The sequence below is a fragment of the Nonomuraea sp. NPDC049421 genome (assembly GCF_040677005.1).
Taxonomy (GTDB): Bacteria; Actinomycetota; Actinomycetes; order Streptosporangiales; family Streptosporangiaceae; genus Nonomuraea; species Nonomuraea salmonea.
The window spans coordinates 287667-309218 of the sequence record NZ_JBFAQA010000004.1; the positions used below are offsets into that span (position 1 = coordinate 287667).

A 21552-nucleotide genomic window follows, 5' to 3' on the forward strand; every position below is an offset into this window, starting at 1 on the left:
CCCGATCACCAGGACTCTGACAAGGGTGGGAACGGGTGGAGGGCACCCGTTCCCCCCTTATCTAGGCGTTCTCCTGGTCGGCGATCACGATGTCGTCGAGGTGGAGGGTCTCGCCGGCGGCGCCTTCGCCGCCCAGTTCCAGCGAGACGGCGGCGGTGCCCGACGGCGCGGTGAGCTGCTGGGTGAACTCCTTCCAGCTCGTCGTCAGGCCGCTCAGCGGGATCTCGTCGGTACGGATCAGCTCCTGCTCGGCGTTGCGCCACAGCACGCTGAGCGTCGCGTCGGCGATCCCCGGGGTGCCCTGCCGGGCCCAGAAGCTGATCTGCTTGGCGCCGGCCCTGGTCTCGAAGCCGGGCCAGTTGTCGAGGGCGACGCCCCAGCCGTTCGCCTCGGTCACCGCGACGCGCAGGCCGTAGTCGCCCTCGTGGGCGGCGTCGGCGGACCGCTCGACGGAGCTGCTGTACCAGGCGGACCACTGGCCGATCGAGCCTTCGAGGGTCGAGGTGTCGGCGTCGAGGGCGTTGGGCACCGGCGGCTCCTCGGTCGAGCCGTTGTAGGTGCTGCCGGCCTCCTGGTTGTACGGGGCCGAGCGCCAGGCGTCCCAGGAGATCGTCTCGCCCCAGCCCTTGGCGAACTTCCAGTCGCCGACGTAGGTGTTGCCGGTGAAGCTGTTGCCGGCGTTGAACATGATGTCCTGCTGGATCTCCGACACCGTGTACGGCGCCCACGGCATGTTGTCGGCGCCCTGGGCGTACAGGGCCTGGACCCCGCAGTAGGTGCCGGCGCAGGGCACGACCGAGCGGTCGAAGCGGAACTCGTTGCCCGTCACCTTCACGTTGCGCGAGTGCCAGCGGCAGTCGGTGCGCTGCGGCTCGTTCGCGATCGAGGTGTAGCAGGGGTGGGCGTCGTTGATCGGGTTCGGGTACTCGTAGTCGTACGGCTCCGGGATCACCGTCGGAGCGACGAACGGCGTGCAGTAGGTCTTGCTGGTGTTGCCGTTGGAGTTGCAGAAGCGGTTGGCGTTCTCGAAGATCGAGATGCCGGAGAAGTTGTCCTCGAAGTAGTTGTCGCTGATCCTCAGATCGGTGCTGCCGCTGGTGTCGCTCGCGAGGCGCGCGTCACCGCCCGACTCGGAGATGTAGATGGCCGGCGCCGGCGAGCCCTGGTTGTCGTTGCCGGTGACCCAGGCGTTGCGCTTGAAGACGTTGCGGGTGATCGTGGCGTTGTAGCTGATCTCGTACCAGAGACCGATGCTCTCGTTGCCCTCGATCCAGTTGCGGTCGAAGAGGAAGTCGATGTTGTTGGTGTCGGCCCACAGGCCGACGCTCAGGTTGTCGTGGACGTAGTTCTGCGTGACGGTGGCGCCTTCGACGTCCCAGAACTTGACGCCGCCGGTGCAGCCGCACCCCTCGATCTCGGTCTCCCAGTCGTCCTGGTTGTTGCCGGAGATCTCGTTGTTGTGCACGACGATGTCCTTGATCGCCGCGTCGCCCTCGACCTGCGGCCGGTACATGCTGATGCCGTACTGGCCGTTGTCCTTCAGGCAGCTGTTGCGGATCGTGTTGGTGTTGCCGAGGAACACCGCGGCGCCGTCGTTGTGGTGCGCGTAGAGGTGCTCCATCATCCAGCCGCTGCTCGCGTCGTGGTTGATGACGCCCTCGTTGTTGTTGTCCTTGCCGCGGCCGAAGTTGCGGACCTCGAGGTAGGCGATGCGCACGTTGGAGGCTTCGCCGGAGAAGGCGTACTGGTTCTTGTTCTGGCCGTCCAGGATGGCGCCGGGAGCGCCCAGGAAGACGCTGTCGTCCCCGGGTCTGATCTGGCTGTACAGCTCCTCGCCGAGGGTGTGGGTGCCCGGGGCGAACCAGTAGGTCTTGCCGCTCTGGCCGAAGTCGAAGCCGGTGTTGTCGCCCGCCGGGACCACGATGGCGCCCTGCGGCGCGCCGGCCGGTCCGTCCTGCCAGGTCGCGTTGTCGCAGACCTTCATGGTGGCCGGTAGTTCGGTGTACCAGCCACCGGCCGCGCTGTCGTCGGCCACCGCGGCGGTGGCCGGTCCGGCCAGCAGGCCGGCGCCGGTCACCAGGGCGAGTAACGCACTCACGACAACAGGGTGTCGCATGGAAGCTCCCGTTCTACGAAACGTTGTTGATCGTGAAGGGTAGCGGTCAAGATCAATAGCAGTCAGCCGAATCGCCCCCGAACGTCCGACCGATTTGTCCCGAACCTCCCCAGGACTTGACCCTGACGTCAGCGGTAGGTCTTAGCGTGCTCGCATGACCACGAAGAACCTGAACGCTTTCCCCATCGAGGGCGCGGTGGCGCTCGTGACCGGCGCCAACCGCGGGCTGGGCCGCCACTTCGCCCGGCAGCTCCTGGAACGCGGCGCGGCCCGCGTGTACGCGACCGCCAGGCGCCCGGAGACGATCGACCTGCCCGGCGTCGTGCCGTTGCGGCTTGACGTCACGGACGAGGCGCAGGTCCTGGCCGCGGCCGCCACGGCGACCGACGTGACGCTCCTGGTGAACAACGCCGGAGTCAGCCACTCCACGTACTTCCTCACGACGGACCCGGCGGCCATCCGCGTGGAGATGGAGACGAACTTCTGGGGCACGCTGACCGCCGTACGCGCGTTCGCCCCGGCGCTGGCGGCCAACGGCGGCGGGGCGATCCTGAACGTGCTGTCCGCGCAGTCCTGGCACGCCTACCCGGGCACGAACGGCTACCACGCCACCAAGGCCGCCCAGTGGGCGCTGACGAACGGCGTACGCCTGGAGCTGCCGGGCACGCTCGTGACCGCGCTGCACCTGGGGGCGGTCGACACCGACTTCAGCGCCGGTTACGACGGGCCGAAGGGCGACCCGGCCGAGACCGTGCGGGCCGGCCTGGACGGGATCGAGGCGGGAGCGGCCGAGGTGCTCGCCGACGCATGGAGCATGCACGTCAAGAAGTCGCTGGCCGAGGATCCCACCCGGCTGTACGACGAGATCCGGGCGGGCGTCGTCTGACGCCATTTTGTATGAGTTTCGTATAATATGAATCTCATATAAACAGAAGGGGGTCGTCATGATCCTTGTCACCGGCGCCACCGGCACCATCGGAAGCCGCCTCGTCGCCCTGCTCGCCGCCGAAGGCGCGAAGGTACGCGCCGTCACCCGCCGCCCGCAGGCGTCCGGCCTGCCCACGAACGTGGACGTCCTGGTGGGCGACCCGTCGCGGCCGGGCACGATGGCGGCGGCCATGGAGGGCGTCACGTCGCTGTTCCTGCACCCGCGCGCCGCCGGAGACTCGGCGGCCGAACTGTGCGCGCTCGCCAGGGAGCGCGGCGCCGGGCGGGTGGTTGCGCTCGCCGCGATCAACGTCGACGAGGACCTGGCCGCCCAGCCGTCTCGCTTCCAGGGCGACAGGAACAAGGAGGCCGAGGACGCCGCCGTCGCCAGCGGCATGCAGTGGGTGAGCCTGCGCGCCGCGTCCTTCGCCGTCAACACCCTGCACACGATGGCTCCGCAGGTCCGCGCGGGCGACGTCGTGCGGGGTCCGTACGCGGCCTTCGCCGAGCCCTTGATCCACGAGGAGGACCTGGCGGAGGTCGCCGCGCGGGCGCTGCTCGACGACGGGCCGGTGTTCCGCAAGGTGCCGCTCACCGGCCCGCAGGCGCTGTCGCACGAGGAGATGGCGGCCGTCATCGGCGAGGTGATCGGCCGGCCGCTGCGCTATCAGGAGATCCCGCCGGAGGCGTACGCGCAGGGCATGGTCCAGCGGGGCTTCCCGCCGGCGTTCGTGGCGGCCCTGCTGGCCAGGTACGCCAGAGGCGCCGGACCGGCCGAGGCCGTCACCGACGAGGTGGCGAAGATCCTCGGCCGCCCCGCGCGCACCTACGCCGACTGGGTCGACGACCACGCCACCGCCTTCCGCGGCGCGGCCTAGCCGATCGCGACGGGCCCGAGGCCGGCGGCGGTCCGTGCCAGCGCGCGGACGGCCGGCCCGTCGGTGACGGACGGCCAGACCAGGGCGAACCTGAGGATCGGGGCGTCGTGGATCGGGACGAACACGACGCCCGGCGGGTTGTTGTAGCGGGCCGCGAGCTCGCCCAGGGGGTGCACGCAGTGCCCGGCGGCGACCAGGGTGAGGATCTCGTTGAAGGTACGGGCGGCGGGCCCGCGCGGGATGCGGCGGCCCGACGGCGTACGGGCGGGGACCATGGACTCCAGCCAATACTCCGGGGCCGCCGGGCCGAGGTCGGCGACCCGCTCGCCGGCCAGGTCCTCCAGCGACACGCTGCCGCGTCCGGCGAGCCGATGCCCGGCCGCCACCGCCAGCACACGCCCGCTGGTGAGCACGGTGGGGCCGACGGTGAGGTCGGGTTCGGCGACCGGCAGCCACAGCACGTGGGCGTCGGCCTCTCCCGCGCGCAGTGCCGCGAACGGGTCGGCGCCGGTGACCTCGCTGAAGAGCACGTCGCCGCCGGGGTGGCGGGCGCGGAAGGCGTCGATGAGCGGGCGCAGCTCGTACCCGGCGTGGCCGAACACCCCTAGACGCAGTGTCCTGCCTGCCGCCTCGGCCCGGGCGAGGCCCTGCTGGAGCAGGTCGTACGCCTGCGCCAGGTCCTCGCGCAGCCGCCGCCCGACCGGGGTCAGGGCGACGCGGCGGCTGGTGCGCTCGAACAGCGTCACGCCGAGCCGCCGCTCCTGCCGGGCGATGGCCTGGCTGACGCGGGCCTGCGAGACGTGCAGGCGTTCGGCGGTGCGGCCGAAGTGCAGCTCTTCCGCGAGCGTCAGGAAGATCTCGATGTCCCTCAGCTCCACGGATAACCTCCATGTTATGGATCGCCGCTTGAAGCCTACGTTGTTCTCCATGGGTCCGGCTTCGATGCTGGAGGCATGAACGACATACGAGCGATCGCCGACCGCGTCGAGATCGAGGCCCTGCGCGGCGAGCTCACCGACGCCGTGATGATGCGCGACTACGACCGCGTCGAGTCCCTGTTCACGCCCGGGTGCGTGATGCGGTGGCCGCACATCGGCAGGGAGTTCGCCGGCCGGGAGGCGATCAGGGCCGGCGTCGAGTGGGGGCAGGGCCTGTGGGAGTTCTTCGTCCAGAACGTCCACCCGGGCGTCATCAGGATCGACGGTGACACGGCGACCGGGCGGTCGTACATCCAGGAGTTCGGCAGGATGCGCGACGGCGGCTCCCACCTGAACCACGCCGTCTACCACGACCGCTACGAGCGCACGCCTGACGGCTGGAAGTTCGCCGAACGCGTCTACGAGGTCAGGTACGCCGACTCCAGCCCTCTGCCGGGCTCGGCGCCCGCATGATGTGAGTCCCATACAATACGTGGGCCATATTTGTTCGGGAGGCCCACCACATGACGTCCTCGAAGGCAGCCGAACCGGCGCGGTCGCGGCGCCGGGTGACGAATGAGATCAAGGAGTCGCTGCGCGCCCTGAGCATCCAGCTGTCGCTGCTCAACCACCAGGTCGGCGCGCACGCGGGCCTCAAGGACGTCGATCTGTCCTGCCTCGACATCATCAACCGGCACGGCCCGCTCAGCCCGACCGCGCTGGCCCGCCGCGCCGGCCTGCACCCCGCCACCGTCACCGGCATCCTCGACCGGCTGCAGCGCGCCGGCTGGGTCACCCGCGACCGCGACCCGGAGGCGTCCGACCGGCGCGCCGTCGTCGTCCGCGCCAACCGGGAGCGCAACGCGGAGCTGTTCGAGCTCTATGGCGGGATGAGCTCGAAGATGGACGAGATCTGCGAGCAGTACGGCGACGCCGATCTCGATCTGCTCGCCGGCTTCCTGCGCCGCGCCACCGACGCCGGCCAGGACGCGACCGGTGACCTGGCCCGCCGGTCGTCATGACGCGGGCCCCCGCACGATGCGCCGCCAGGCCGGTCCGCTGAGCGCGTACGCCCGCACACTTCCGGCCGCGAACCAGCGCCACAGGCCGGGACGGGCGATCGTCGCGCCGGCGGCGAGCGCGACCAGCAGCGCGCTGCGCGGGTCGAACCCCGGCGTGAGCTCCTCTTTGCTGCCCGCGTAGCCGCCGCGGCGGGCGGCGGCGGTGACGAGCTCGCGCAGCACCGCCCCGCGCCGGCCGGTGTGCTGGGCCGCGCCGAGTACGGCCGGCAGGAGCTGGTGCGTGGCCACGCCGGGCCGCGCCGCGGGCTGGACGGCGGGGGTGCGGCCGCGGGCGAGGTCGAGCATCGGTGTGAGGAGGTCGACGCCGGACAGCAGTGCGTTCACCGGCTCGACCAGGCGCGGGTTGAGGTCGATGAAGACGGGCCCGCCGGGGCCGAGGATGACGTCCGCCGACAGCGCGCCGTGCCAGCGCAGCTCCCGGCCGAGCCTGGCGAGGTGGTCGCGGACTTCGGGCAGGGCGAGGCCGCGCTTGCGGCCGGCTCCGCCCCGCGCGCCTTCGCCCTCCCTGCGGCAGGCGTGGAAGGCGAGCAGCTCCCCCTCGGCGAACACCGTCTGGATCATCGCCAGCGGGCCAGGCACCTCATGCTGCACGAGCAGGCCGTCCTCGACGGGCCGGTCCTTGAGGTCTTCGGGGCCGGTCAGTCTCGCGACGCCGCTGGTGGCGGTGCCGATGGGCTGTTTGAGGTAGGCGGGGAAGACGTCCCACTCGGCCAGGTCGCGGGCGTCGGTGATGATCGCCTGCGGGGGCTGGGGCAGTCCGAGCTCGGTGAGCGTGGCGGCGGCCGAGAGTTTGTCCTGTACGCGGGCGAGTGCGGCGAACGGTGGCACCACGGTGGCGGCCCGACCGTCCGCCGCCCGTGACAGGACCGCCACCTGTTCCTGGGTCGGCAGGAGCACGTCGAAGCCGCCGGCCTTGTACACGGTCAGTGCCGCTTCGAGCCAGGCGAACGGGTCGTCGCCGTAGGGCGGGACGCGGTGCAGGCGGCGTACGTGCCGGGTGAAGGCGCACACGCACAGCGGGTCGGACGTCAGCGCCTCGACCACGTGCCCGGCGCGCGACAGCACGGTGGCGCATTGACGTGCGGTGAGCCCCGAGCCGTCCGTCATCAAGATCCGCATGACCACCTCTTTGTATATGACATAAGCATATGTCATATACTTACGTCATGGGGCGTCCCGCACAGATCAGCCGAACCACCGTCCTCGACGCCGCTCTCGCGCTGGCCGACGAGCAGGGGCTGGCCGCCGTCACCATGGCGGCCGTCGCCGCGCGTCTGGGCGTCACGCCGATGGCGCTCTACCGGCACGTCTCCAACAAGGACGACCTGCTCGACGGCCTGGTGGAGGCGCTGCTCACCGAGATCCCGCCGCCGCCGGACGACCTCCCCTGGCAGGACCGCCTGCGGCACCTGGCCACCGGCGTGCGGCGCTCGGCCGCCCGCCACCCCAGCGTGTTCCCGCTCCTGCTGCAGCGTCCTGCGGCCACCGAGGAGGCCCGCCAGGTGCGCGACCGGGTCTGCGCCGCCCTGCGCGAGGCGGGCCTGGACGACGAGCGGGCCGCCCGCGCGGAACGCCTCATCAGCACCGCCGTCCTGGGCTTCGCCGCCGGCGAGGCGGCCGGCCGCTTCGACCACCACGCGCAGGACGTACGGGACGCCGACTTCGCCTTCCTGCTCGACGCCCTGCACGCCTTCGTCAGGTGATCGTGCCGGTGGTGCCGTCGATGGTGATGGTGGCGCCGTCGTGAAGGGTCCTCGTGACGTCCTGGATGCCGAGGACGGCGGGGATGCCGCGCTCGCGGGCGACGATCGCGGCGTGGCAGAGCACGCCGCCGGTCTCGGTGACGACGCCGGCGGCGATGCGCAGCAGCGGCGTCCAGGCGGGGTCGGTGTAGGGGCAGATGAGGATGTCGCCGGGACGCACGCGCGCGAAGTCGTCCGGGCCGCGGACGATCCGCGCGGCGCCGGTCGCGACGCCGTGGCTGCCCGGCATTCCGTTCAGTGCGGACGTGAGCGGCGGGGGCGCGGCGGTGATCGGGCGTGCCTGGAGGATCCAGGTACGGCCGCCGGCGATCGCCCATTCGACGTCCTGCGGGCCGCCGCGTACGGCGGCGATCGTCCTGCCCAGGCCGGCGAGCGCTCGGGCGGTCGCATCGCCGATCGCCGGCCGATCGCGGGCATCGAGCGGCACGTCGGACGTGACCAGTTCGCCGCCGCGCCGGTCGAGGCGGGTGTGTTTGCGGGCGACCGTGCGCGTGACCGACTCGGCGACGAGGTAGGTGTCGGGGGTGACCGTGCCGCCGACGACGCTCGGGCCGAGCCCCCATGACGCCTCGATGCGGGTCGGGTCGTGCGGATCTACGGGGGTGAACATGACGCCCGACACCTCGGCGTCCAGGTGGCGCTGGATGAGGACGGCCATGGCGCGGTCACCCTGGTGGTCGAGGGCGCGCGGGGTGAACAGCGAGGCCCGGCAGGCGCGTACGGCCTCGATCACCGCGTCGGTCCCCCGTACGGCGAGGAAGCTCTCATATCGACCGGCCGCCGAAACGTGCGCGGTGTCCTCGTCCGAGGCGGACGACCGCACCGCGACGGGCTCGTCACCGAACTCCTCGATCGCCCGCCGCAGATCCGCACCGGCGTCGGCGAACGGCACGACGAACCCGTCCGGCACCGGCAGCCCCGCCCGCAGCAGCGCACCGAGCGCCCCCGCCTTGCCCCCACAGGTCTCGGGGATGGCCGTCCTCAGAGGTGTGATCATCAGCCCTCATCAACAAAAGATTGACAACAGTTTATTGATGGTGGACCATGACGGGCATGTCACGCAACCCACGACAGGAGGCCGACCGCGAAAGGGAGGCCCGCGAACGCCTCCTGCGCCTCGGCGCGGACGCGCTCGCCCCCCGCCCGTGGCGCCCCTCTCCGGTGCCGCCGTCGGCGACCGACCTCGTCCAGTTCGCCGTCTGGCGCCACGCCGACCTCGGCCCCGACGACGTGCTCGACGCGCTGGCCCTCCTGCCCGCCGCCCGCGCCGAGGCCGAAGGGCTGGAGTCCGCCCTGCTGTTCATCGCCCGCGGCGCCGGCCTGACCTGGGCGCAGATGGCGGACGTGATGGGGTTCAACTCGCCCCAGGCGTGCCAGCAGCACTACACCCGCCTGACCGCGCGGCAGGACACCGGCTCATGACCCGCGACTCCGTACCCGACCTGCTGGTCCTGCACGCCGTACGCGTGCTCGGCTTCGCCGGCACCCCCGAGCTCGCCCGGCGCTACGACCTCGACGCGGCAGAGACGGAAGAGCTGCTGCGCGACGCCGAGGCGCACGGCTGGGTCGGCCGCTCCGCCTTCGCCGGCACCGGAGGCTGGTCGCTGACCGAACGCGGCCGGGCCGAGAACGAACGCCGGCTCGCCGACGAGCTCGCCGACGCCGGCGGCACGGACGAGGTCCGCGACGCCTATCGGTCGTTCCTCCCCCTGAACGCCCGCCTGCAGCAGGCCTGCACCGACTGGCAGCTCCGGCCCGCCCCCGGCGACCGGCTCGCGCCCAACGACCACTCCGACCCCGCCTGGGACGCCCGCGTCCTCGGCGAACTCGCCGCCCTCTCGGACGCGCTCACACCACTGTCCGACCGGCTCGGGCGCGTCCTGTCACGTTTGCGCGGGTACGACACCCGCTTCGCCGCGGCCCTGGCCCGCGCGCGAGCCGGGGAGGCCACCTGGGTGGACGGCAGCGAGGTCGACTCCTGCCACCGCGTCTGGTTCCAGCTCCACGAGGACCTCATCGCCACGCTCGGCATCGACCGGCAGACGGAGATCTGACGTTCAGGGCGCGAGCGCGGCCAGGTGCGTGCGCAGGACGCCGAGCATGGTGTCGGCGTCCAGCCGGCCGGGGTGGAACGCGGCCTGCATGGCCAGCCCGTCGAGCAGCGCGCACAGGCGGCGCGCCTCCAGGGCGACGTCGCGGTCCTGGCGCAGCCGCCCCGACCGGCGGGCGCCCTCGAGGATGCGGGTGGTGAGCGCGAGCAGGCCGTCGTACAGCTCGTCGGCGTGCGCGCGCAGCTCGGGCCTGGTGCGCGCGGCGGCCGCGAAGGACAACCAGACGATGACCTCGGTACGCCGCTCGTCGTCCAGGGGCAGCAGCTCGGCCAGCATGCGGACGGCGATCTCGCGCTGCTCGTCTGGGGTGGGCGGCGCCGACGGGTCCATGAGGCGCTCGGCGTGGGCGTCCAGCCGGGCGATCACGCGCGCGGACATCTCCCGCATCGCGAACACCATCAGCTCGTTGTGCCCGTCGAAGTAGTGGCGCACCGACCCGATGGCCAGCCCGGCCTCGGCGGCGACGTTGCGCAGCGACGCCTGCTCCAGGCCGTCGCGGCCGACCACACGGAACACCGCCTCGGCGACCGCCCGCCGCCGCTCCCCCGCATCAACGATCTTCGGCACCCTGCCTTTATAGCACGCTCATGCTACGTTTTTATTTAGCATGCTCGTGCTACAAAGTGGAGGTGTCATGTTCGCGTTCATCGCGCTCGCCCTGGTCGTCGTCGTGGTGATCCGCCGCTTCAAAGGAGAGCCCCTGCGGGCCCGCGACCTGTTCGGTCCACCCGTCGTGCTCGTCGCCATCGGCGCGTACGGCCTGGTCAAGGACGTGCATCCGGTCGGCGCCGACCTCGCCTGGGTGCTGGGCGGCGCCATCGTGGGATTGCTGCTGGGCGCGCTGCGCGGCCTGACCCCACGCCTGTACGTCCGCGACGGCCACCTCTGGCAGCGCTACACCGTCTGGACCCTGCTCGTCTGGGCCGCCTCGGCCGCCGTCAACGTCGGCCTCGGCGCCCTGACCACGTCGGAAGAGCTGCGCCCGATGACGTTGTCCATCGGCGTCAGCCTCCTCGGCGAAGCCCTCGCCCTGGGCCTGCGCGCCCGCACCACCGGCGCCCCCTTCGCCCCCGACAAGGACGGCTCCCTGCTCGACCGGATCCGCTGAGTCACCCGCTCAGCCGCGCCGCGCCGGGCCGGCTGAGGCCGGCGGCGCGGAACAGCCGGTCGCGGGAGGCCGCCGCCTGCTCGAACACCGTCTCCCCGCCCTTGAGCACGCCGCCCTCCTTCAGGACGCGACCGGCCACGACCACGGTGTCCACGTTGCCCGCGTGAGCGTTCGCGACGATCGCGGCCGCGGGGTCGGTAGCGGGGAGCAGGTTCGCGTGGCCGAGCCTGATCATGATCAGATCCGCCTCATTCCCGGCGTCAGGCTGCCCGTACGGTCGTCGATACCGCAGGCCCGCGCGCCTTCGACGGTGGCGAAGGAGAGCAGGTCGGCCGCCAGGTTGCCGATGTGCACGTCCCGCGGCTCGAAGTACTGGCCGAGCCCGATCTGAACGCGGCTGCGGTACTCCTCGTAGATCCAGGCGGGGCCCAGGCCGCGCAGCGCGCCCTGCCAGTTGTGCCGGTGGGTGTCGATGAAGCCGGGCAGCACGACGGTGCCGGAGCCGTCGATCACGCGGGCGTGCTCGTCCTGGAGGTCGCGGCCGATGGCCTGGATCGCTCCATCGGCGATGAGGACGTCCCCGGCGAGGTCGCCGAGCCGCTCGTCCTGGGTCATCAGATACGCGCCCTTGATGAGGATGCGGTCGTGGGGCACCGTGGTTCTTCCTTTCTTTCCTGCTTGCGACGGGCGGCGATCCAGACGGCCGCGAGGGTGAGGACCGCGCCGACGACGGTGAACGCTCCCGGCCCGTGATCGCCCGAGGGCAGGACGGCGTCCAGGACGATGGAGCTCAGCAGTTGTCCCGCGACGGACGCCATACCCAGGAGCAGCACGCCGATTCTGCGGACGAGCAGGGCGGACGTCGCGATGAAGACGACGCCGCACGCGCCCCCGAGGTAGGCCCACCACTGGGTGGGCAGCGGGTGGCCGCCGAGGCCGAAGGCCAGGGTCTTCACGGTCCAGGCGAGGCCGAGGAAGACCGCGCCGACGGCGAAGTTGACCCAGGTGGAGGCGAGCGGGGAGGCCACCGCCGCCCCGGTGGCGCCGTTCATGGCCTGTTGCAGGCCCAGCAGCAGGCCGGCGGCCACGGCGAGCAGCGCGGGAAGCAGCACCGTGGCCGGGGCGCCGGAGAGCCCGGGCAGCGCGGAGACGACGGCGGCCACCAGGGTGAGCGCCGCACCCGCCAGACGATGGGCACCGGGCCGCTGCCGGAGCACGCCGCCGACGCCCCGGGCGTCGACGATCAGCCCGCCGAGGGTCTGTCCCGCGATGGCCGACACCGTGAACACCGCGATGCCCGTGACCAGCGCGGTCGTCGACTGGGCCAGCGTGAACGTCCCGCCCAGCAGCCCCGCCAGCAGGTAGCGGCGCGGCAGGCGGCTCTCCCGCGTGACGCGCGGCAGGCTCATCAGCGCCCGGCGCAGCCGCGGCAGGCAGAGCGCGAGCACGGTCATGATGATCGCGCCGCCGGTGAAACTGATGGCGGCGGCGCCGACCGCGTCGCCGAGCCGGTGGGACAGCTCGGCGTTCACCCGGGACTGCACCGGGACGACCGCTCCGGCCGCGACGGCCGCCAGCACGGGCAGGGCGGGCGAACGCATCCACGGCCGCGTCATGGCGCGATGTCCTCGAGGATCGTGGGATGTTCCGGGGCCCAGCCGAGGGTGCGCCGTGCGGCCTCCCCGGTGGCCTGCTGGTCGAGCAGCAGAGCCTCGCCGAGCAGCCCGAGCCGCTCCAGCGTCTGGACCACCGGCTCGGGGGCGACCCGGCCGGACAGGCCGATCGCCCGGCTCACCGCCTCGGTGATCTCGCGGACGGTGGGGTTCACGCCGCTCGCCCCGATGAAGTACGAGCCCGCCGGCGCCTTATCCAGTGCCCGCACGTAGAGGGCCGCGAGGTCGTCCACGTGCACGGTGCTCCAATGCTGGTCCCCGTGCCCGATCATGGTCAGGGCCCCGCCGGTCCTCGGCCCCGCGGCCACGAGGTCGAGCAACCCGCCGCCGTGACCGTGGACCACTGCGGGAGCCACCACCGCGCTCCGCACGCCCGGCGCCGACAGCACCCGCTCCGCGATCGGCACCCGCCAGGCCGTCAGGCGCGGCGGGTTCATCGGGCTCGTCTCGGTGATGGCGGCGCCGCTTCCGTGCACCCAGACGCCGGTGGTGTGGACGTACGGCCGGTCGCTGCCCTTCAGGGCGGCGATGATCTGCGTGGCCGCCGTGTCGTCGATCCGCGCGCTGCTGTCGTCACCCGGTGAGGCCAGGTGGATGACGCCGTCGGCGGCGCCGGCGAGCCGGTGCACGGTCGCGCCGTCGGCCAGGTCTCCGATGACGGGGTCCGCCCCTTGCGCCCGTACGGCCTCCGCCTTGCCCGGGTCGCGGACCAGTGCGGTGACCTGGTGGCCTTCGCTGATGAGCCGGCCGAGGACCGCCGTACCGATGTAGCCGGTGCCGCCGGTGAGAAATACACGCATAAATCGTCCTTCGTGGAAGTGCCGTCCTGGCCACTTTCACCGACGCTCACCTATCGTGTCCAACGAAGAATATCGATGCCGTCATCGTCATTCTCGATTAATGGAGGTGGGCGTGGACCAGCGCAGACTGGAGTACTTCATCGCGGTCGCGGAGGAGATGAACTTCACCCGCGCCGCCCAGCGCCTCCTCGTGACCCAGTCGACGCTGTCGGCGGGCCTGAAGTCGCTGGAGGGCGAGCTGCGGGTCGAGCTGGTGACCCGCTCGACCCGATCGGTGCAGCTCACGGAGGCGGGCGCGGCGTTCCTCCCCGAAGCCAGAGCCGCCTTGGAGGCGCTCGACCGGGCCCGCGCCGCCGTCGAGCCGGTCTCCAGCGGCCTGCGCGGCAGCCTCACCGTCGGCATGCTCACCAGCATGACCATCGTGGACGTCCCCGCCCTGGCCGGCGACTTCCACCGCAGACATCCGGGGGTGCGGCTCCGCCTCGCCATGTCACGGCGCGGCACCGCAGGGCTGGCCGAGCAGATCAAGGACAGCCGCATGGACGTGGCCTTCGTCGGCCGGCACCTCCGCGACGAGCACCTGCACGTCACCCCGATCAAGAAGTACGACCTGCGCCTGCTCGTCCCCGAGGACCACCCGCTCGCCGGGCGTTCGGCCGTGGGCCTCGCCGACGTCGCCGGGGAGCCGTTCATCGACATGCCGCTGGGCTTCGGCCAGCGGGAGGCGGTGGACGAGGCCTTCGCCCGCGCCGAGCTGAGCCGCCAGGTGACGGTCGAGGTCTCCGACGTCACCACCATCCCCGAGTACGTCGCCCACGGCCTCGGCGTCGCGCTCCTGCCCGAGGCGTTCCCCGCGGGCCCCGGCGTACGGGCGCTGCCTCTGGAGACGGAGCTGTCCTGGACCCTCAGCGTGATCCGCTCAGCCCGCCGCAAGCCGACCCGGGCCCTCTACGCCTTCATGGACCTGCTCCCCCAGCACATCCATCGCGAGCGTGCGTTCTGATCCCGTATGATGTACGGTACAGCGTACGTCTTAGAGGAGGACCCACATGTACCAGCCCACCACCGAGGAACTGAAGAGCATCGAGGAATGGTTCGCCACCTATGACGCGCTGGCCGAGCAGGGCGCGATCGAGCAGCTGGCCGACCTGGCGGTCTTCCCGATGAACGTGGTCACCGACGTGCCGGACGGCCACGCGGCGGTCCGGCAGTGGACGCGGGCCGAGTACATCGAGGCGATGCGGCAGTCCATGGGCGGCGGCACCGCCGGCCTCGACCTGCGCTCGACCCGCACCCCGCGCTTCCTCAGCCCGAACCTGGCCGTCGTGGAGACCGAGGCCACGATGACGATCGACGGCCAGGACCACCAGATGCACTACGCCGACCTGCTGGTGCGCACCGAGGACGGCTGGGCCTTCCAGACCATGGTCCAGGGCGGCTGGGGCCACGGCTGGGACCCCGCCGAGCGCGGCTGACGACCGCCTTAGCAGCTCGCGGGCCGGGCTCAAGCGTGCGGCGGCGACGGACCCGGCGCGGGTCCGCCGCCGCCGCATGACCGCTCAGGGATAGATCTTCTTGTTCTCCCGGAGCATCGTGACGAACTTCTCGATTCGGGCCGCCCGGGTCTCGGGCTTCTTGGCGTCGTTCACGCGGTAGAGGATCGAGTAGCGGTTTCTGCTGTCGAGGGTGGCGAAGAACTCCGCCGCCGCAGGGTCGGCGTCCAGGGCCGCCTGCAGGTCGTCGGGCACCGTCGCGGTCTTCTGGCCCGCATACGCCGCCTCCCATCGGCCGTCGGCCTTCGCCGCCTCGATCTGGGCCAGGCCGGCCGGGCGCATCCTCCCCGCCGCGATCAGCTCCTCCGCCCGGCCCCTGTTCACCTTCGACCACTTGCTCCTGGCCTTGCGCGGCGTGAAGCGCTGCAGCCAGTGCTCATCGTCGAACGCGGCCTTCTGTCCGTCGATCCAGCCGAAGCACAGCGCCACGTCGAGCGCCTCGGCATAGGTGACGGACGGGATGCCGGACTCCTTCTTCGCGATCTGCAGCCAGAGCCCCGGCGACTCGTGCTCGGCCTCCAGCCACTTCTCGAACGCCTCCTGGGAGGGGAAGGCGATGATGGGCAGGCCCTGCTTCTCAGCCACGGCTTGAGCGCTCCTTCTCTCGGGGACTCGCTCCAGCATTCTGTCCTAGAAAATGCCGTCTTGGCCCGTCACGTCACGTCGTTGACGGGGTGGCGGGGGCTCTGCCCGGTCAGGACCCGTACGGCCTCTTCCGCGGCGATGCGCCGCACCATCATGACGGCCTGCTCGGAGTAGTAGGCGGCGTGCGGTGTGACGATCACGTTGGGCAGCGCGAACAGCGGGTTGCTGGGGCGCCAGTCGCGCTGCTTCGCCGGTTCCTCCTCGAGGTCGTCCACGGCCGCGCCGGCGATCCAGCCCTCCGTGAGCGCCTGGTGCAGCGCCGCGTCCTCCACGATGGGGCCGCGCGCGGTGTTGACGAGCACGGCGGCCGGCTTCATCCTGCGCAGCGTCGCACGGCCGAAGAGGTGGTGGGTCTGCGGGGTGAGCGGCGCCTGCACCACGAGGTAGTCGGAGCCCTCCACGAGCTCGTCGAACGACACCGGCCGTGCCTGGCGGGAGCGGATCTCCGCCTCGTCGACGAACGGGTCGTGCGCCCACACCTCGACGCCGAAGGCTTTGGCGCGTTCGGCGATCAGCTGGGCGATGGCGCCGAAGGACAGCAGCCCGAACACCCGTCCCCGCAGCCGCCAGATCGGCTGTGCGCTGCGCCAGTGCCATTCGCCCTGCCGGGCCGCCCGGTCGTACACGCAGATCTTGCGGGCGGCGGCCAGCCACAGCGCGACGGCGTGGTCGGCGACCTCGTCGGCGCACCACTCGTTCGGCGCGTTCGTGACCTGGATGCCCCGCCGGGTCGCGGCGTCGACGTCGACGATGTCCACGCCGGTGCCGTAGCGGGCGATCACCCGGCAACGCGTGAACGCGTCGATGGCCCTGGCGCCGACCCGCGCGTACTGGGTGAGGACGCCGTCGGCGTCCCGGCCCCTTTCGATCACCTCGTCCTCGCTCTTGCACTGGGCGGCGAGCAGCTCGAACCCGGCCCCCTCGATGATCGGGCGCTCGATGTCCACGTCGCCGAAGTCGAAGTCGGCGATCATGATGGTGCCCCTGGCGTCAGTGCGAGTCACGCGGGACTCCCTTGGTGTGTACGAGGTCCTGGTAGGCGAGGGCGAGCTCCATGCAGCCGCCGCCGTCCAGCTGCCCGACCGTGGAGCGGTAGATCTCCTGCCACGGCGTCTGATGGTCGAGCGAAGGCGGCGTGTAGGCGGCCCACCGCGCGGCGATCTCCTCGCCGGGAAGGAGCAGGTCGACGCGCGCGGCGTCCAGGTCGACCCGGACGCGGTCGCCGGTGCGCAGGATGGCGAGGTTGCCGCCGGCCGCGGCCTCGGGGCAGGCGTTGAGGATGGACGGCGCGTCGGAGGTGCCGCTCTGGCGGCCGTCGCCGAGCGTCGGCAGGGTGGCGACGCCGCGCTGGATCAGCGCGGCGGGCACCTCCATGTTCACCACTTCGGCCGATCCCGGGTAGCCGATCGGCCCGGTGTAGCGGATGACGAGGATGCAGTCCTCGTCCAGGCCCAGGCCGGGGTCGTCGATGCGGGCGTGATAGTCCTCCGGCCCGTCGAAGACCACGGCACGGTAGTCGCGCACCGGGCGGGTGTCGCCGGCGAGGACGGAGGTCTTCATGACCGCGGAGTCGAACAGGTTGCCCGTCATGACGAGCAGCCCGCCGCGCGCGGCGAGAGGGTCGTCGCAGGGCCGGATGACCGTCGGGTCCGTCGGCGGCGCCTCGGCCAGGTTGCCCGCCACGGTGCGGCCGGAGACGGTCATGGCGTCGCCGTGCAGGTGCCCGGCCGTCAGCAGCGACCACATGACGGCGGGCACGCCACCGGCGCGGTAGAAGTCCTCGCCGAGGAACTCACCGGCGGGGGCGACGTTCGCCAGCACCGGGATGCCGGCTCCCACGCGCTGCCAGTCCTGGAGGGACAGCGGCACCCCGGTATGCCGCGCGATGGCGTTGATGTGGATCGGCGCGTTCGTCGAGGCGGCGATGGCCGAGGCGACCGCGATCGCGTTCTCGAAGGCCGCCAGGGTCATGACCTTGCGCGGGGTGAGATCCTCCTGGACGAGGGCCACCGCGCGGCAGCCCGTCTCGTACGCCATCTGCGCCCGGCGCCGGTAGGGGGCCGGGATCGCCGCGCAGCCGGGCAGCGACATCCCCAAGGCCTCGGCGAGGCAGTTCATCGACAGCGCGGTGCCCATGGTGTTGCAGTGCCCGATGCTGGGTGCGGAGGCGGCCACGCGCTCCATGAACTCGTCGGGGCAGATCTTCCCGGCGGCCAGCAGCCGCTTCGACTGCCAGATCACCAGCCCCGAGCCCGAGGCGCCGGTCCGCGCGCCGTGGTGGTAGCCGTTGAGCATCGGCCCGCCGGACAGCACGATGGCGGGGATGTTCACCGTGGCCGCCGCCATGAGGCAGGCGGGGGTGGTCTTGTCGCAGCCCGTCGTCAGGACGACCCCGTCGAGCGGATATCCGTACAGCACCTCGACCAGCCCGAGGTAGGCGAGGTTGCGATCCAGCGCGGCGGTCGGGCGCTTGCCGGTCTCCTGCAGCGGGTGGACGGGGAACTCCAGCGGGATGCCGCCGGCGTCGCGGACGCCGTCCCGCACCCGGTCGGCGAGGGCGAGGTGGTGGCGGTTGCAGGGAACGAGGTCACTGCCCGTCTGGGCGATGCCGATGATCGGCCGGCCGGACTGGAGCTCCTTCGCGGTCAGGCCGAAGTTGAGAAAACGTTCGAGATACAGCGCCGTCATCTCCGGATTGCCGGCGTTGTCCCACCAGAGCCGGCTGCGCAGGGACGGCTTCGTCGGCGGCATCAGCTTCCCCTCACCACGGCGGGACCGTCCGATCCGGCCGGATAGTCGACGAGCGGCACCAGGTCCCTGGACCAGGCCGACATGACCGGTTCGAGGACCCGCCAGGACTCCTCGGCCTCGTCCCCGCGGATGGACAGGGCCGCGTTGCCGTGCAGCACGTCCAGCAGCAGCCGGCCGTAGGCGGGCAGGCCGGGCGGCGCCGGCCGCGCGGTCAGGGTGACCGGGGCGAGCACGTGGCTCCCGGCGCCGATGCCGGTCAGCGCCAGCGTCATGCCCTCCGGCTCCAGCCCGAAGCGCAGCACGTTGGGCTCGGCCTCCTCCCCGAAGCCGGCGGGCAGGTGAGGGACGGGCCGGAAGCGGACCGCGACCTCCTTGCGGTCCCGGCCGAGCGCCTTGCCGGTCCGCAGCCGGAACGTCGTCCCCGACCAGCGCCAGCCGTCGAGCTCCAGCACCACCTCGGCGAACGTCTCGGTGCCGCGCCCCGGGTCCACGCCGTCCTCCTCGGCGTAGGCGGGGACGTCCCGATCCGCGATGCGGCCCGCCCCATAGCGGGCTCTGCGGGTGCGGCGCACGACGTCGTCGTCCGTCAGGGGGCGTACCGAGCGCAGCACGTCGATCTTCCGATCGCGCAGGTCGCGCTCCCCGAGGCTGAGCGGCGGCTCCATGGCCACCAGGCAGAGCACCTGGAGCAGATGGTTCTGCACCATGTCCTTGAGCGCTCCTGCGCCGTCGTAGTAGCCGGCTCTTCCCTCCAGCGCCAGGGACTCCTCCCAGACGATCTCGACCTCGGCGATGTGCGCGCTGTTCCAGAGGGGTTCCAGCACCCGGTTGGCCAGGCGGCTGCCGAGGACGTTCTGGACGGTCGTCATGGCCAGGAAATGGTCGACGCGGAACACCGCCTGCTCCGGCACGACCTGCGCCAGCAGCCGGTTCAGCGCCACGGCGCCGTCCAGGTCCTCGCCGAACGGCTTCTCCAGCACGATCCGGCTGCCCGGTGGCAGGCCCGCGTCGCGCAGGGCGGCCACCGTACCGGGGAAGATCCCCGGCGGGAGGGCGAGGTAGACGGCGGCGGGTCCGTCACCGGCGAGGAGCGCGGCGAGGGCGGCGGGGTCGGTGGCGTCCGCCTGCCGGTACTCGGCGCGCTCGGCGATCGCGTTCCCTGCCTCGTGCTGTTCCCGCGCGGCGTGCCGATCGAGCTGGTCGGAGGCCCAGCGGCGGAATGCCTCCGCGGTCCAGTCCTGCCGGTCGGCGCACCTCAGCTCGAAGTGATCGGGCAGGTGCCCGGCCGCGCGCAGGGCGGTCAGGGCCGGCAGCAGGTAGCGGGCGTTGAGGTCGCCGGTGGCGCCGAGGATGACGAGCCGGTTGATCATGTCGTGCCGCCTGCTTTCGCGCGTGCGAGGTTGACGCCGCTGGCGATGACTCCGATGTGGCTGAACGCCTGCGGGAAGTTGCCCATGAACGCGCCCGTGGCCGGGTCGATCTGCTCGGGCAGCAGCCCGACGGGGCTGGCGCGGGCGCACAGCGAGGCGTACAGGTCCTCGGCCTGTCCGAGGTGGCCCTGGAGGATCAGGTTGTCGACGAGCCAGAAGCTGCACAGCAGGAAGGCGCCCTCGTCGCCGGGCAGGCCGTCGGGCGAGTCGTCGTGCAGGTAGCGGTAGAGCAGGCCGTCGCCGGCGGACAGCCGCCGGGCGATGGCCGCGGTGGTGGCCGCCATGCGCGGGTGATCGGCGGGGATGACCTTGCGCAGCGGGAGCGCGAGCAGGCTGGCGTCCAGGGAGCCGCCGCCGTCCAGGTGCTCGCTCAGGCATCCGGCCTTCTCGTCCCAGGACTGCTCCAGGATGAGGCGGCGCAATTTCTCGGCGGTGCTCTTCCAGGAGGAGATCGGGCCCGACAGGCCGAGCCGCTCGCCGATCGCCGCGGCCCGGTCCAGTGCCACCTGGCACATGCCGGTGGAGTAGGTGAAGACGCGGCCTTCGCTGCGTACCTCCCAGATGCCTTGATCGGGCTGCCGCCACGTGTGCGCGGCGGATTCGGCCAGGTCCGCCAGGCCGGACCACAACGCCGGCTGAGGCTCGCGGCCGGAGCGCAGCCACTGGTCTGCGCAGTCGAGCACCTCGCCGTAGACGTCGTGCTGACGCTGGTCGGCGGCGCCGTTGCCCCATTGGACCGGTGCGGAGCGCCGGTAGCCCTCCAGCTCCCCGTCGACGACCTCCTCGGGTACGGGGTCGCCGCACAGGGTGTACATGATGCGTGGCCGGCCGCTCTGCTCGAAGGCGTCCAGAACCCAGCCGAGGAAGGCGTCCGCCTCCTCCCCGAATCCGACGCGGCGCAACGCGAACACGGCGTAGGCGGCGTCGCGGATCCAGGTGTAGCGGTAGTCCCAGTTGCGGACGCCGCCGATCGGCGCGGGCAGGGAGGACGTGGGCGCCGCGACCAGCGAGCCGTTGTGCCAGTCGTCGCACAGCTTCAGCGTGATCACCGAGCGCTGGACGAGCGCTTCCTGTGGGCCGTGATAGGTGCAGGCGCCTATCCAGCGCCGCCACGCCTCGGCGGTCTGCCGCAGCATCGTCTCGGGGTCGAACCGGTGATGACGGTGGATGCGGCCCCAGGACAGCACCAGGTCGAGGCGGTCGCCCTGCTGGAGGTCGTGCACGGTGCGCAGGCCGGTCAGCGCACGGTTGGACCGCAGGTGCAGCCGCAGGTCGGGCCGCCGGGTGACGCGCACCTCCAGGCCGCTGTGCAGGGCCCGCGCCTGCGCGCCACCGCGCGGTTCCAGCTCGGCCCGCAGCCGTACGGTCCCGTCCAGGACGACCGCGGACCTGACCAGCTCGCTCCGGCCGCCGCCCGCGTCGTCGCTGAGGTCGGTGCCGGCGCGTACGGCCATCGCGTCGGTGACGCGCACGAGGCCGGTGGGGCCGCGCAGCTCGGTCATCAGCACCGCGGTGTCCGGTTCGTAGAACTGCCTGGCTTCGCTCAGGTCGTCCACCGTCACGGTGAAGTGGCCGCCGCGCTCGTGATCCAGCAGGCCGCACAGCAGCGGGTCGCTGTCGAAGCGGGGCAGGCACAGCCACGGGATGGATCCGTCGAGGCCGACCAGCGCCGCGGCCGCGCCGTCGCCGATGAGGCCGAGGTCCTCCAGCGCCAGGTAGCCGTCGTGGCGGCGCACCGGGCGGAAGGGTGGATCGAGGTCGAGCATGCCTGGGCCTTGTCCTTGGGTGGCGGTGTACG

24 protein-coding genes are annotated in these 21552 nt (G+C 72.0%); 10 read left to right on the top strand and 14 right to left on the bottom strand.

The window, feature by feature from the left end; genetic code table 11:
- Positions 1 to 61: 61 nt before the first annotated feature.
- Positions 62 to 2098, bottom strand: coding sequence for a right-handed parallel beta-helix repeat-containing protein (locus tag AB0K18_RS09615; RefSeq protein ID WP_364912333.1), 2037 nt, complete (start codon positions 2096 to 2098; stop codon positions 62 to 64).
- A gap of 172 nt (positions 2099 to 2270) precedes the next feature.
- Between AB0K18_RS09615 and AB0K18_RS09620 the strand changes: the two genes are divergently transcribed.
- The gene (locus AB0K18_RS09620) at positions 2271 to 3002 is read left to right on the top strand and encodes an SDR family oxidoreductase (protein WP_364912336.1); all 732 of its coding nucleotides are present in this window, start codon (positions 2271 to 2273) and stop codon (positions 3000 to 3002) included.
- A 58-nt stretch (positions 3003 to 3060) separates the two neighbouring features.
- Complete coding sequence (locus AB0K18_RS09625; protein WP_364912339.1) at positions 3061 to 3921, top strand: NAD(P)H-binding protein; 861 nt, start codon at positions 3061 to 3063, stop codon at positions 3919 to 3921.
- On the opposite strand, the gene AB0K18_RS09630 is transcribed toward AB0K18_RS09625, so the two are convergent.
- The gene (locus AB0K18_RS09630) at positions 3918 to 4799 is read right to left on the bottom strand and encodes a LysR substrate-binding domain-containing protein (RefSeq protein WP_364912342.1); all 882 of its coding nucleotides are present in this window, start codon (positions 4797 to 4799) and stop codon (positions 3918 to 3920) included. The two genes, AB0K18_RS09625 and AB0K18_RS09630, sit on opposite strands and share 4 nt — an antisense overlap.
- 75 nt (positions 4800 to 4874) lie before the next feature.
- Here AB0K18_RS09630 and AB0K18_RS09635 point away from each other — a divergent pair, with 75 nt between their 5' ends.
- Positions 4875 to 5312: a nuclear transport factor 2 family protein gene (locus AB0K18_RS09635; protein ID WP_364912345.1), complete on the top strand. Its 438-nt coding sequence runs from the start codon at positions 4875 to 4877 to the stop codon at positions 5310 to 5312.
- A gap of 50 nt (positions 5313 to 5362) precedes the next feature.
- Positions 5363 to 5860, top strand: coding sequence for a MarR family transcriptional regulator (locus AB0K18_RS09640; RefSeq protein ID WP_364912347.1), 498 nt, complete (start codon positions 5363 to 5365; stop codon positions 5858 to 5860).
- On the opposite strand, the gene AB0K18_RS09645 is transcribed toward AB0K18_RS09640, so the two are convergent.
- Positions 5855 to 7039, bottom strand: a complete 1185-nt coding sequence (locus tag AB0K18_RS09645; RefSeq protein WP_364912350.1) for a hypothetical protein — start codon at positions 7037 to 7039, stop codon at positions 5855 to 5857. The genes AB0K18_RS09640 and AB0K18_RS09645 overlap by 6 nt on opposite strands.
- 47 nt (positions 7040 to 7086) lie before the next feature.
- Between AB0K18_RS09645 and AB0K18_RS09650 the strand changes: the two genes are divergently transcribed.
- Positions 7087 to 7623, top strand: a complete 537-nt coding sequence (locus AB0K18_RS09650) for a TetR family transcriptional regulator (RefSeq protein WP_364912353.1) — start codon at positions 7087 to 7089, stop codon at positions 7621 to 7623.
- On the opposite strand, the gene AB0K18_RS09655 is transcribed toward AB0K18_RS09650, so the two are convergent.
- Positions 7616 to 8680: a PEP/pyruvate-binding domain-containing protein gene (locus AB0K18_RS09655; RefSeq protein ID WP_364912355.1), complete on the bottom strand. Its 1065-nt coding sequence runs from the start codon at positions 8678 to 8680 to the stop codon at positions 7616 to 7618. The genes AB0K18_RS09650 and AB0K18_RS09655 overlap by 8 nt on opposite strands.
- A 56-nt stretch (positions 8681 to 8736) precedes the next feature.
- On the opposite strand from AB0K18_RS09655, the gene AB0K18_RS09660 reads away from it, so the two are divergent.
- Both AB0K18_RS09660 and AB0K18_RS09665 read left to right on the top strand, forming a co-directional pair.
- Positions 8737 to 9105, top strand: a complete 369-nt coding sequence (locus AB0K18_RS09660; RefSeq protein ID WP_364912358.1) for a DNA-binding protein — start codon at positions 8737 to 8739, stop codon at positions 9103 to 9105.
- Positions 9102 to 9737: a transcriptional regulator gene (locus AB0K18_RS09665; RefSeq protein WP_364912361.1), complete on the top strand. Its 636-nt coding sequence runs from the start codon at positions 9102 to 9104 to the stop codon at positions 9735 to 9737. The genes AB0K18_RS09660 and AB0K18_RS09665 overlap by 4 nt, the downstream gene beginning before the upstream one ends.
- Before the next feature lie 3 nt (positions 9738 to 9740).
- Here AB0K18_RS09665 and AB0K18_RS09670 read toward each other — a convergent pair whose 3' ends face one another.
- Positions 9741 to 10361: a TetR family transcriptional regulator C-terminal domain-containing protein gene (locus AB0K18_RS09670; RefSeq protein ID WP_364912364.1), complete on the bottom strand. Its 621-nt coding sequence runs from the start codon at positions 10359 to 10361 to the stop codon at positions 9741 to 9743.
- 67 nt (positions 10362 to 10428) lie between these two features.
- Between AB0K18_RS09670 and AB0K18_RS09675 the strand changes: the two genes are divergently transcribed.
- Positions 10429 to 10902, top strand: coding sequence for a hypothetical protein (locus AB0K18_RS09675; protein ID WP_364912367.1), 474 nt, complete (start codon positions 10429 to 10431; stop codon positions 10900 to 10902).
- Position 10903: 1 nt separating this feature from the next.
- On the opposite strand, the gene AB0K18_RS09680 is transcribed toward AB0K18_RS09675, so the two are convergent.
- From AB0K18_RS09680 to AB0K18_RS09695, 4 genes are read right to left on the bottom strand one after another with little or no spacing between them, the layout of a single operon-like run.
- The gene (locus AB0K18_RS09680; RefSeq protein ID WP_364912370.1) at positions 10904 to 11137 is read right to left on the bottom strand and encodes a hypothetical protein; all 234 of its coding nucleotides are present in this window, start codon (positions 11135 to 11137) and stop codon (positions 10904 to 10906) included.
- A 2-nt stretch (positions 11138 to 11139) separates the two neighbouring features.
- Positions 11140 to 11556 carry a hypothetical protein gene (locus AB0K18_RS09685; RefSeq protein ID WP_364912373.1) on the bottom strand — a complete coding sequence of 139 codons (417 nt, stop codon included), beginning with the start codon at positions 11554 to 11556 and terminating at the stop codon, positions 11140 to 11142.
- A complete protein-coding gene (locus AB0K18_RS09690; RefSeq protein ID WP_364912375.1) occupies positions 11517 to 12518 on the bottom strand; it encodes a DMT family transporter in 1002 nt (333 codons plus the stop codon). Before AB0K18_RS09690 ends, AB0K18_RS09685 begins: the two co-directional genes overlap by 40 nt.
- The gene (locus tag AB0K18_RS09695; RefSeq protein WP_364912378.1) at positions 12515 to 13375 is read right to left on the bottom strand and encodes an NAD-dependent epimerase/dehydratase family protein; all 861 of its coding nucleotides are present in this window, start codon (positions 13373 to 13375) and stop codon (positions 12515 to 12517) included. Before AB0K18_RS09695 ends, AB0K18_RS09690 begins: the two co-directional genes overlap by 4 nt.
- A gap of 112 nt (positions 13376 to 13487) precedes the next feature.
- Between AB0K18_RS09695 and AB0K18_RS09700 the strand changes: the two genes are divergently transcribed.
- Positions 13488 to 14378 carry a LysR substrate-binding domain-containing protein gene (locus AB0K18_RS09700; RefSeq protein ID WP_364912381.1) on the top strand — a complete coding sequence of 297 codons (891 nt, stop codon included), beginning with the start codon at positions 13488 to 13490 and terminating at the stop codon, positions 14376 to 14378.
- Between the two features lie 46 nt (positions 14379 to 14424).
- Entirely contained in the window at positions 14425 to 14850 is a 426-nt protein-coding gene (locus AB0K18_RS09705; RefSeq protein WP_364912384.1) for a nuclear transport factor 2 family protein, read from the top strand.
- An 84-nt stretch (positions 14851 to 14934) separates the two neighbouring features.
- Here the strand turns inward: AB0K18_RS09705 and AB0K18_RS09710 are convergent, their stop codons facing one another.
- The 5 genes from AB0K18_RS09710 to AB0K18_RS09730 all read right to left on the bottom strand — a co-directional run bounded on the left by AB0K18_RS09710 (position 14935) and on the right by AB0K18_RS09730 (position 21520).
- Positions 14935 to 15513: a YdeI/OmpD-associated family protein gene (locus tag AB0K18_RS09710; protein ID WP_364912387.1), complete on the bottom strand. Its 579-nt coding sequence runs from the start codon at positions 15511 to 15513 to the stop codon at positions 14935 to 14937.
- Between the two features lie 68 nt (positions 15514 to 15581).
- Positions 15582 to 16577: a C-terminal binding protein gene (locus tag AB0K18_RS09715; protein ID WP_364912390.1), complete on the bottom strand. Its 996-nt coding sequence runs from the start codon at positions 16575 to 16577 to the stop codon at positions 15582 to 15584.
- Positions 16564 to 18324, bottom strand: a complete 1761-nt coding sequence (locus AB0K18_RS09720) for an IlvD/Edd family dehydratase (RefSeq protein WP_364912393.1) — start codon at positions 18322 to 18324, stop codon at positions 16564 to 16566. The genes AB0K18_RS09715 and AB0K18_RS09720 overlap by 14 nt, the downstream gene beginning before the upstream one ends.
- The gene (locus AB0K18_RS09725; protein WP_364912396.1) at positions 18324 to 19694 is read right to left on the bottom strand and encodes a glucose-6-phosphate dehydrogenase; all 1371 of its coding nucleotides are present in this window, start codon (positions 19692 to 19694) and stop codon (positions 18324 to 18326) included. The genes AB0K18_RS09720 and AB0K18_RS09725 overlap by 1 nt, the downstream gene beginning before the upstream one ends.
- The gene (locus tag AB0K18_RS09730) at positions 19691 to 21520 is read right to left on the bottom strand and encodes a glycoside hydrolase family 15 protein (RefSeq protein ID WP_364912399.1); all 1830 of its coding nucleotides are present in this window, start codon (positions 21518 to 21520) and stop codon (positions 19691 to 19693) included. Before AB0K18_RS09730 ends, AB0K18_RS09725 begins: the two co-directional genes overlap by 4 nt.
- Positions 21521 to 21552 lie beyond the last annotated feature (32 nt).

Bases quoted from the DNA above. Each gene is read 5' to 3' on its own strand.
- AB0K18_RS09645 (WP_364912350.1), bottom strand. From the start codon at position 7,039: ATGCGGATCTTGATGACGGACGGCTCGGGGCTCACCGCACGTCAATGC.
- AB0K18_RS09620 (WP_364912336.1), top strand. From the start codon at position 2,271: ATGACCACGAAGAACCTGAACGCTTTCCCCATCGAGGGCGCGGTGGCG.
- AB0K18_RS09635 (WP_364912345.1), top strand. From the start codon at position 4,875: ATGAACGACATACGAGCGATCGCCGACCGCGTCGAGATCGAGGCCCTG.
- AB0K18_RS09675 (WP_364912367.1), top strand. From the start codon at position 10,429: ATGTTCGCGTTCATCGCGCTCGCCCTGGTCGTCGTCGTGGTGATCCGC.
- AB0K18_RS09730 (WP_364912399.1), bottom strand. From the start codon at position 21,520: ATGCTCGACCTCGATCCACCCTTCCGCCCGGTGCGCCGCCACGACGGC.
- AB0K18_RS09705 (WP_364912384.1), top strand. From the start codon at position 14,425: ATGTACCAGCCCACCACCGAGGAACTGAAGAGCATCGAGGAATGGTTC.
- AB0K18_RS09650 (WP_364912353.1), top strand. From the start codon at position 7,087: ATGGGGCGTCCCGCACAGATCAGCCGAACCACCGTCCTCGACGCCGCT.
- AB0K18_RS09660 (WP_364912358.1), top strand. From the start codon at position 8,737: ATGTCACGCAACCCACGACAGGAGGCCGACCGCGAAAGGGAGGCCCGC.
- AB0K18_RS09665 (WP_364912361.1), top strand. From the start codon at position 9,102: ATGACCCGCGACTCCGTACCCGACCTGCTGGTCCTGCACGCCGTACGC.
- AB0K18_RS09680 (WP_364912370.1), bottom strand. From the start codon at position 11,137: ATGATCAGGCTCGGCCACGCGAACCTGCTCCCCGCTACCGACCCCGCG.
- AB0K18_RS09695 (WP_364912378.1), bottom strand. From the start codon at position 13,375: ATGCGTGTATTTCTCACCGGCGGCACCGGCTACATCGGTACGGCGGTC.
- AB0K18_RS09690 (WP_364912375.1), bottom strand. From the start codon at position 12,518: ATGACGCGGCCGTGGATGCGTTCGCCCGCCCTGCCCGTGCTGGCGGCC.
- AB0K18_RS09655 (WP_364912355.1), bottom strand. From the start codon at position 8,680: ATGATCACACCTCTGAGGACGGCCATCCCCGAGACCTGTGGGGGCAAG.
- AB0K18_RS09640 (WP_364912347.1), top strand. From the start codon at position 5,363: ATGACGTCCTCGAAGGCAGCCGAACCGGCGCGGTCGCGGCGCCGGGTG.
- AB0K18_RS09625 (WP_364912339.1), top strand. From the start codon at position 3,061: ATGATCCTTGTCACCGGCGCCACCGGCACCATCGGAAGCCGCCTCGTC.
- AB0K18_RS09725 (WP_364912396.1), bottom strand. From the start codon at position 19,694: ATGATCAACCGGCTCGTCATCCTCGGCGCCACCGGCGACCTCAACGCC.
- AB0K18_RS09720 (WP_364912393.1), bottom strand. From the start codon at position 18,324: ATGCCGCCGACGAAGCCGTCCCTGCGCAGCCGGCTCTGGTGGGACAAC.